The sequence below is a fragment of the Pseudomonas sp. MWU347 genome (assembly GCF_017947305.1).
GTDB lineage: Bacteria > Pseudomonadota > Gammaproteobacteria > Pseudomonadales > Pseudomonadaceae > Aquipseudomonas > Aquipseudomonas putida_A.
In genome coordinates this window covers 318,937-325,197 of sequence record NZ_JAFGZB010000008.1, presented here as the reverse complement: position 1 = coordinate 325,197, position 6,261 = coordinate 318,937, and the positions used below count along the sequence as shown (strand labels likewise).

Sequence of the window (6,261 nt, the reverse complement as noted above, 5' to 3'; positions counted from 1 at the left end):
GGTGCGCTTGATTTCTATGCAATCGCCCGGCTCATGGCTATTATTCGGACCTCATTGTGAGGCGAGACCTGCATGCTGACGTTGTTGAATCTATTAAAGGATGGTCGATTCCATTCCGGCGAGGCTCTGGGGGTTACCCTGGGAATCAGTCGAAGTGCGGTGTGGAAGCAGCTTCAGCATCTTGAGGCTGAGCTCGGGTTGTCCATAAACAAAGTCCGGGGCAGAGGCTATCAACTGGCTGCACCCTTGACGCTCCTCGACCCCCTGAAGATTAGTGCCTTAGCAGCGGTTTGGCCGATTACAGTCTTTGATTCCATCGATTCCACTAACGCAGAGGCGCTTCGCGCGATCAATCAGGGTCGAGCGGCGCCGTTTCTGGTATTGGCCGAACGACAGATTTCCGGTCGCGGTCGCCGAGGCCGCAAATGGGTAAGCCCTTTTGCTGAAAATCTCTACTACAGCCTGGTCCTGCGCATTGAAGGTGGCATGCGCCAGCTTGAGGGCTTGAGTCTGGTGGTCGGTTTGGCTGTTATGCATGCCCTGCGAAAGCTGGGGGTGGCGGGCGCAGGATTGAAGTGGCCCAACGATGTGCTGGTCGGGAACAAGAAAATCGCCGGTATTCTTCTTGAGCTAGTAGGGGATCCGGCAGATGTTTGCCATGTGGTGCTGGGTATAGGCATTAATGTGAACATGCAGGTTGCTGAGGAAGTTGACCAGCAATGGACGTCAATTCGACTCGAGACGGGTCAAACCTGCGATCGCAACGTCTTGGTGGCTGAGCTGAGCGACCAACTGCGCGGTTATATCCAGCGTCATCAGGTCCATGGTTTCTCTGCGTTCCAGGAGGAATGGGAAAAGGATCACATGTGGCAAGGTCGCCCGGTTTCTTTGGTTGCGGGCGTTAGTCATATAGAAGGCGTAGTGCTTGGTATTGATAGCCAGGGTGCGCTGCGCTTGAAGGTGGGCGGCGTGGAAAAAGTATTTAGTGGTGGTGAGCTCAGTCTGAGGTTGCGTGATGATTCTTGAGCTCGACTGTGGGAATAGCTTTATCAAGTGGCGCGTATTGAATACGGCTGCTGGCGGTCTTTTCGCGGAAGGTGTTGTCGACTCGGATCAAGCTCTGGTGGATAGCTTGTGCGCATTTGAGAACCTGTCGTTGCGCAAATGTCGGTTGGTCAGCGTAAGAACCAGCGAAGAAACTGCTGCGCTCACCCGAATTCTCGAGCAGACGTTCTGCATCTCGGTCGTGTGCGCCAAGTCGGCCAGTGAAATGTCTGGTGTCAGGAATGGCTATGACGACTATGAACGCTTGGGACTGGATCGCTGGTTGGCGATGCTCGGTGGCTTTCATCTGGCTGCCGGCGCCTGTCTGATTCTGGATTTTGGCACTGCTGTGACGGCCGACTTTATTAATGCCGAAGGTGAGCACCTTGGGGGATTCATTTGCCCAGGAATGCCCTTGATGCGTAACCAGTTACGTACGCATACCCGGAAAATCCGTTATGGGGACTTGGCTGCCGAAAAAGCGTTGACGAGCCATGCTCCGGGGCGCAGTACCGTCGAGGCGGTGGAGCGAGGGTGCTCTTTAATGTTGAGAGGTTTCGTTCTGACCCAGATGGAAATGGCTCGATCCTATTGGGGGGAGCGCTTTGCTGTCTTTATTACCGGTGGCGATGCTGGATTGGTGGCGGACGTCGTGCCTGATGCTCGGATCGTCCCTGACCTGGTATTTGTAGGGTTGGCGATGGCGTGTCCTTTAACTTGAGGTTTGTATGCGTTGGTTGTTCCTGCTGCTCGTTGTTCTCAATGTGTTCTATTACGTCTGGCATCAGCAGGAGGCGCCCTTGCGTGCAAAAGATGTCACTCCTCTCAGCATGTACCGCGGGTCCCAGCAAGATATTCGCTTATTGAGTGAGGCGACTGGTGACTCGGCGGGAGTGCAAGGCGCGCGCCATGCCGGACAGGAGTGTCTGTTTTTGGGTGGTTTGACTCAAGAAAGCAGCCTTTCCGCGCTACAGATGCGTCTAGCGGGCATGAGTGTGAAGGTTCAGGCATCGCAAAAGGATCTTCCCGAGCCTGGATATTGGTTACGCATTGCGCCCGAGAGCCAGCGTTTATTGGGGGATGTGCAGTTGCAGAACCTTTCCAAGGAATTCAATGAGTTAAAACATAAAATAATGCTGTGTGAGGGGGTTGCACCGCTGGAATAGTTTGCATAGAATGGCGCCCGCTCCACAGCGAACACCTAAACAGGTTGTCCAAGTAGAGCGGTGTCAACGCAGCTAACCTCAGGTTTTTAATGAGAAAATGCTTGACAGAAGGTCGGCATAGTATAGAATGCCGGCTCGCTTAGGAGGGGTTCCCGAGCGGCCAAAGGGATCAGACTGTAAATCTGACGTCTACGACTTCGAAGGTTCGAATCCTTCCCCCTCCACCATTTTTAGCGTGAGCTGCAAGCTCCGCGGGTATAGTTTAGTGGTAGAACCTCAGCCTTCCAAGCTGATGATGCGGGTTCGATTCCCGCTACCCGCTCCAAGTTTGCAGGTTGTGCAAAGTGTTACGCTCTTGTAGCTCAGTTGGTAGAGCACACCCTTGGTAAGGGTGAGGTCAGCGGTTCAAATCCGCTCAAGAGCTCCATATAACAAGGCAGATATGAAAATATCTGCCTTTGTTTTAATGGTAGATATCGTTCGTCTAATTCTTCTGTTGAGGGTGTTATCGATGGCTAAGGAAAAATTTGATCGTTCCCTGCCCCACGTCAACGTAGGGACCATTGGTCACGTTGACCACGGTAAAACCACTCTGACCGCTGCTCTGACTCGCGTCTGCTCCGAAGTTTTCGGTTCGGCCGTAGTTGAATTCGACAAGATCGACAGCGCTCCAGAAGAAAAAGCTCGCGGTATCACCATCAACACCGCACACGTTGAGTACAACTCGCTGATCCGTCACTACGCTCACGTTGACTGCCCAGGTCACGCTGACTATGTGAAGAACATGATCACCGGTGCTGCTCAAATGGACGGCGCTATCCTGGTTTGCTCGGCCGCTGATGGTCCGATGCCACAAACCCGTGAGCACATCCTGCTGTCCCGTCAGGTAGGCGTTCCGTACATCGTGGTTTTCCTGAACAAGGCTGACCTGGTAGACGACGCTGAGCTGCTGGAACTGGTTGAGATGGAAGTTCGCGACCTGCTGTCCACTTATGACTTCCCAGGCGACGACACTCCGATCATCATCGGTTCGGCTCGTATGGCGCTGGAAGGCAAAGACGACAACGAAATGGGCACCACTGCCGTTCGTAAGCTGGTTGAAACTCTGGATACCTACATCCCAGAACCAGTTCGTATGATCGACAAGCCATTCCTGATGCCAATCGAAGACGTATTCTCGATCTCGGGTCGCGGTACTGTTGTGACTGGTCGTATCGAGCGCGGTATCGTTCGCGTTCAAGATGCACTGGAAATCGTTGGTCTGCGTGACACCACTACCACCACCTGCACCGGTGTTGAGATGTTCCGCAAGCTGCTCGACGAAGGTCGTGCTGGCGAGAACTGCGGCGTTCTGCTGCGTGGTACCAAGCGTGACGACGTTGAGCGTGGTCAGGTTCTGGTTAAGCCGGGTTCGGTTAAGCCGCACACCAAGTTCACCGCAGAAGTTTACGTTCTGAGCAAGGAAGAAGGCGGTCGTCACACTCCGTTCTTCAAAGGCTACCGTCCACAGTTCTACTTCCGTACTACTGACGTGACTGGTAACTGCGAACTGCCAGAAGGCGTTGAAATGGTAATGCCAGGTGACAACATTCAGATGACTGTTACCCTGATCAAAACCATCGCGATGGAAGATGGTCTGCGTTTCGCTATCCGTGAAGGCGGTCGTACCGTCGGCGCTGGCGTCGTAGCTAAAATCATCGAATAAGCGGTTGTAATGTATTTTTCGGGCCGGCATAATGGTCGGCCTGATTTTGTTTTAGGTCAGTAGCTCAATTGGCAGAGCGACGGTCTCCAAAACCGTAGGTTGGGGGTTCGATTCCCTCCTGACCTGCCAGATTCACTCGGTGTGTCTGGCTTTCTTTTCACAGGATCTTCATAGATGACTCCTAAGGCTGAAGCTCAAGGCTCTCGCTTCGATCTGCTCAAGTGGCTTGTGGTAGCCGCTTTGGTGGTTGTGGGTGTAGTTGGCAATCAGTATTACGCTGCTTCGCCGATCCTGTACCGTGTACTCGCTTTGCTCGTAATTGCTGCTGTAGCTGCCTTTGTAGGCCTGCAGACTGCAAAGGGCAAGTCGTTCTTTGTACTGGTTAAGGAAGCGCGCACCGAGATTCGTAAAGTCGTATGGCCAACTCGCCAGGAAACCACGCAGACAACGTTGATCGTTGTTGCTGTGGTTATCGTTATGGCGTTGCTGTTGTGGGGTGTTGATTCCCTGCTCGGTTGGCTTGTTTCCTTGATTGTCGGCTAAGGGTGTCCCGTGGCTAAGCGTTGGTACGTTGTGCATGCTTACTCGGGTTACGAGAAGCATGTCATGCGCTCGCTGATTGAGCGCGTTAAGCTGGCTGGCATGGAAGATGGCTTCGGCGAAATTCTGGTTCCCACTGAAGAAGTGGTTGAAATGCGTAATGGCCAGAAGCGCAAAAGCGAACGCAAGTTCTTCCCAGGCTATGTGCTGGTACAGATGGATATGAATGAGGGTACTTGGCACTTGGTCAAGGATACTCCTCGGGTGATGGGATTCATTGGCGGTACCGCCGACAAGCCTGCTCCAATCACCGACAAAGAGGCGGAAGCCATTCTGCGTCGCGTGGCTGATGGTAGCGATAAGCCGAAGCCGAAGACTCTGTTTGAGCCGGGTGAGGTAGTTCGCGTTACTGACGGTCCATTCGCTGACTTTAACGGCACCGTCGAAGAAGTTAACTACGAAAAGAGCCGTGTCCAGGTGGCAGTGCTTATTTTCGGTCGCTCTACTCCGGTAGAGTTGGAGTTCAGTCAGGTCGAAAAGGTCTAGCTGAACAAGCATCCCAACCCCGCAGCCCTAGGCTGTGGGGTTTTGTCGTCACTGGGATAAACGCGCAAGTAACCGGGGAGCCTTTCGAGGCGTTCGAACCCGTAATTGGAGTGCCTCATGGCCAAGAAGATTACCGCTTACATCAAGCTGCAAGTGAAGGCCGCTCAGGCTAACCCAAGCCCACCTGTTGGTCCTGCTCTGGGTCAGCACGGCGTGAACATCATGGAATTCTGCAAGGCTTTCAACGCCCGTACTCAGGGTCTTGAAGCAGGTCTGCCGACTCCAGTGATCATCACTGTTTACAGCGACCGTAGCTTCACTTTCGAAACCAAATCCACCCCTGCTTCGGTTCTGCTGAAGAAGGCGGCCGGTCTGACCAGCGGTTCCGCTCGTCCGAACACCGTTAAGGTTGGCACTGTTACCCGTGCTCAGCTGGAAGAAATCGCGAAAACCAAAAACGCGGATCTGACTGCAGCTGATATGGATGCAGCCGTGCGTACTATCGCCGGTTCTGCTCGTAGCATGGGCCTTAACGTGGAGGGTGTGTAATGGCTAAGCTGACCAAGCGTCAAAAGGCTATCGCCGGCAAAATCGAAGCAGGCAAGGCCTACAACATTGTAGACGCTGCTGCTCTGCTGGCTGAGCTGTCGACTGTCAAGTTCAGCGAGTCGTTCGACGTTGCTGTAAACCTGGGTGTAGACCCGCGTAAATCCGACCAGGTTGTTCGTAGCGCTACTGTGCTGCCACACGGCACTGGCAAGACCGTTCGCGTTGCTGTGTTCACCCAGGGTCCAGCTGCTGAGGCCGCTCTGGCTGCCGGCGCTGACCGTGTAGGTATGGACGACCTGGCTGCCGAAATGAAAGGCGGCGACCTGAACTACGACGTAGTGATCGCATCCCCGGATGCCATGCGCGTTGTAGGTCAACTGGGTCAGATCCTCGGTCCACGTGGCCTGATGCCTAACCCGAAAGTCGGCACCGTAACTCCAGACGTAGCTACCGCGGTTAAAAACGCCAAGGCTGGTCAGGTTCGTTATCGCACCGACAAAAACGGCATCATCCACACCTCCGTTGGCAAGATCGGTTTCGATGCCGTCAAGCTGAAGGAAAACGTTGAGGCCCTGATCGCTGACCTGAAGCGTATCAAACCAGCTTCCTCGAAAGGTATTTACGTCAAGCGCGTTACCCTGAGCACCACTATGGGCCCAGGTCTGGTTATCGACCAGAGCTCGCTGGACGCGTAAGACAAAGGTTGGTGCG

General features: G+C 53.9%; 8 protein-coding genes and 4 tRNA genes. All 12 read left to right on the top strand.

Translation table 11 applies throughout. The features are described 5' to 3' along the window. Positions 1-72 precede the first annotated feature (72 nt). The 12 genes from birA to rplA all read left to right on the top strand — a co-directional run bounded on the left by birA (position 73) and on the right by rplA (position 6,245). The gene (birA, locus tag KCG87_RS19195) at positions 73-1,026 is read left to right on the top strand and encodes a bifunctional biotin--[acetyl-CoA-carboxylase] ligase/biotin operon repressor BirA (protein WP_098965873.1); all 954 of its coding nucleotides are present in this window, start codon (positions 73-75) and stop codon (positions 1,024-1,026) included. Continuing rightward, positions 1,016-1,765, top strand: coding sequence for a pantothenate kinase (locus KCG87_RS19190; protein ID WP_098965871.1), 750 nt, complete (start codon positions 1,016-1,018; stop codon positions 1,763-1,765). Before birA ends, KCG87_RS19190 begins: the two co-directional genes overlap by 11 nt. A gap of 7 nt (positions 1,766-1,772) precedes the next feature. Further along, positions 1,773-2,210, top strand: a complete 438-nt coding sequence (locus KCG87_RS19185; RefSeq protein WP_027614313.1) for a hypothetical protein — start codon at positions 1,773-1,775, stop codon at positions 2,208-2,210. A gap of 142 nt (positions 2,211-2,352) precedes the next feature. Next, positions 2,353-2,437, top strand: a tRNA-Tyr gene (locus tag KCG87_RS19180). A 24-nt stretch (positions 2,438-2,461) separates the two neighbouring features. Continuing rightward, positions 2,462-2,535: transfer RNA gene (locus KCG87_RS19175), tRNA-Gly, on the top strand. 26 nt (positions 2,536-2,561) lie between these two features. After that, a tRNA-Thr gene (locus tag KCG87_RS19170) sits at positions 2,562-2,637 on the top strand. An 84-nt stretch (positions 2,638-2,721) separates the two neighbouring features. After that, a complete protein-coding gene (tuf, locus tag KCG87_RS19165; protein ID WP_210685724.1) occupies positions 2,722-3,915 on the top strand; it encodes an elongation factor Tu in 1,194 nt (397 codons plus the stop codon). A gap of 53 nt (positions 3,916-3,968) precedes the next feature. Continuing rightward, a tRNA-Trp gene (locus tag KCG87_RS19160) sits at positions 3,969-4,044 on the top strand. Positions 4,045-4,089: 45 nt separating this feature from the next. Further along, positions 4,090-4,458, top strand: a complete 369-nt coding sequence (secE, locus tag KCG87_RS19155) for a preprotein translocase subunit SecE (RefSeq protein WP_041074957.1) — start codon at positions 4,090-4,092, stop codon at positions 4,456-4,458. Positions 4,459-4,467: 9 nt separating this feature from the next. Then, on the top strand, positions 4,468-5,001 hold the full coding sequence (nusG, locus tag KCG87_RS19150) for a transcription termination/antitermination protein NusG (RefSeq protein ID WP_025113545.1): 534 nt from the start codon (positions 4,468-4,470) through the stop codon (positions 4,999-5,001). A 117-nt stretch (positions 5,002-5,118) separates the two neighbouring features. Then, positions 5,119-5,550, top strand: coding sequence for a 50S ribosomal protein L11 (gene rplK / locus KCG87_RS19145; protein WP_003228756.1), 432 nt, complete (start codon positions 5,119-5,121; stop codon positions 5,548-5,550). Then, positions 5,550-6,245, top strand: a complete 696-nt coding sequence (rplA, locus tag KCG87_RS19140) for a 50S ribosomal protein L1 (RefSeq protein ID WP_003228754.1) — start codon at positions 5,550-5,552, stop codon at positions 6,243-6,245. The genes rplK and rplA overlap by 1 nt, the downstream gene beginning before the upstream one ends. The last annotated feature ends 16 nt before the right edge of the window (positions 6,246-6,261 follow it).

Bases quoted from the DNA above. Each gene is read 5' to 3' on its own strand.
- birA (WP_098965873.1), top strand. From the start codon at position 73: ATGCTGACGTTGTTGAATCTATTAAAGGATGGTCGATTCCATTCCGGC.
- rplA (WP_003228754.1), top strand. From the start codon at position 5,550: ATGGCTAAGCTGACCAAGCGTCAAAAGGCTATCGCCGGCAAAATCGAA.
- KCG87_RS19185 (WP_027614313.1), top strand. From the start codon at position 1,773: ATGCGTTGGTTGTTCCTGCTGCTCGTTGTTCTCAATGTGTTCTATTAC.
- tuf (WP_210685724.1), top strand. From the start codon at position 2,722: ATGGCTAAGGAAAAATTTGATCGTTCCCTGCCCCACGTCAACGTAGGG.
- rplK (WP_003228756.1), top strand. From the start codon at position 5,119: ATGGCCAAGAAGATTACCGCTTACATCAAGCTGCAAGTGAAGGCCGCT.
- secE (WP_041074957.1), top strand. From the start codon at position 4,090: ATGACTCCTAAGGCTGAAGCTCAAGGCTCTCGCTTCGATCTGCTCAAG.
- KCG87_RS19190 (WP_098965871.1), top strand. From the start codon at position 1,016: ATGATTCTTGAGCTCGACTGTGGGAATAGCTTTATCAAGTGGCGCGTA.